The organism is Limosilactobacillus portuensis, assembly GCF_014838735.1.
Taxonomy (GTDB): Bacteria; Bacillota; Bacilli; order Lactobacillales; family Lactobacillaceae; genus Limosilactobacillus; species Limosilactobacillus portuensis.
In genome coordinates this window covers 1-1,158 of the sequence record NZ_JABUXQ010000064.1, presented here as the reverse complement: position 1 = coordinate 1,158, position 1,158 = coordinate 1, and the positions used below count along the sequence as shown (strand labels likewise).

Annotated in this window: 2 tRNA genes and 2 rRNA genes; all 4 read right to left on the bottom strand. The window is 47.6% G+C overall.

Features of this window, described 5'->3' with window-relative positions:
* Positions 1-702: ribosomal RNA gene (locus HUK49_RS10540) — 23S ribosomal RNA — on the bottom strand; the annotation flags it as partial.
* 160 nt (positions 703-862) lie between these two features.
* Positions 863-935: transfer RNA gene (locus HUK49_RS10535), tRNA-Ala, on the bottom strand.
* A gap of 5 nt (positions 936-940) precedes the next feature.
* A tRNA-Ile gene (locus tag HUK49_RS10530) sits at positions 941-1,015 on the bottom strand.
* An 89-nt stretch (positions 1,016-1,104) separates the two neighbouring features.
* Positions 1,105-1,158: ribosomal RNA gene (locus HUK49_RS10525) — 16S ribosomal RNA — on the bottom strand; the annotation flags it as partial.

The following is a 1,158-nucleotide window of genomic DNA, read 5'->3' as shown; positions in this document are numbered from 1 at the left end:
TTCGTACGCCCATTTCAGACTCGCTTTCGCTGCGGCTCCGGTTTTTCCACCTTAACCTTGCATGCAATCGTAACTCGCCGGTTCATTCTGCAAGAGGCACGCCGTCACCCATTAATGGGCTCCGACAGCTTGTAGGCACATGGTTTCAGGAACTATTTCACTCCCCTTCCGGGGTGCTTTTCACCTTTCCCTCACGGTACTGGTTCACTATCGGTCACTAGGGAGTATTTAGCCTTGCGAGATGGTCCTCGCTGCTTCCGACGGGGTTTCACGTGTCCCGCCGTACTCAGGATCCTGAACTGAGAGAGTGCCGTTTCGTCTACTGGGCTTTCACCATCTCTGGCACAGCTTCCCAACTGTTTCGACTACGTCGCTCTTTGGTAACTCAAATGTTCAGTCCTACAACCCCAACGAGCAAGCTCGTTGGTTTGGGCTCTTCCCCGTTCGCTCGCCGCTACTAAGGGAATCGATGTTTCTTTCTCTTCCTGCAGCTACTGAGATGTTTCAGTTCACTGCGTCTACCGCTTGCTAGCTATAGATTCACTAGTCAAGCAACCAACGACTAAGTTGGTTGGGTTTCCCCATTCGGAAATCTCCGGATTAAAGCGTACTTACCGCTCCCCGAAGCATATCGGTGTTAGTCCCGTCCTTCATCGGCTCCTAGTACCAAGGCATTCACCATGCGCCCTTCATAACTTAACCTTGATAATCACTTCGTGATTATCCGATTAATTGAGTTAGCGATTAATTTCTAAAAAAACTCAAAATAACGCGGTGTTCTCGGTTTGTTTTGTTAATTAATAAAGAAAATTGATATTATTTAGTTTTCAAAGTGCAAGCTCGTTAACCTCACGGTTAGCAATGGAGAATAACGGAATCGAACCGATGACCTCCTGCTTGCAAAGCAGGTGCTCTCCCAGCTGAGCTAATTCCCCATATATGGGCCTAAATGGACTTGAACCATCGACCTCACGCTTATCAGGCGTGCGCTCTAAACCAGCTGAGCTATAGGCCCAAATAAGCGTCATAATCTTGTTTTGAGAGTAAACCTCTCAAAACTAAACAAAGTTTCCACAATGTGTAGGTTTCCGTTTTATTCCTTAGAAAGGAGGTGATCCAGCCGCAGGTTCTCCTACGGCTACCTTGTTACGACTTCAC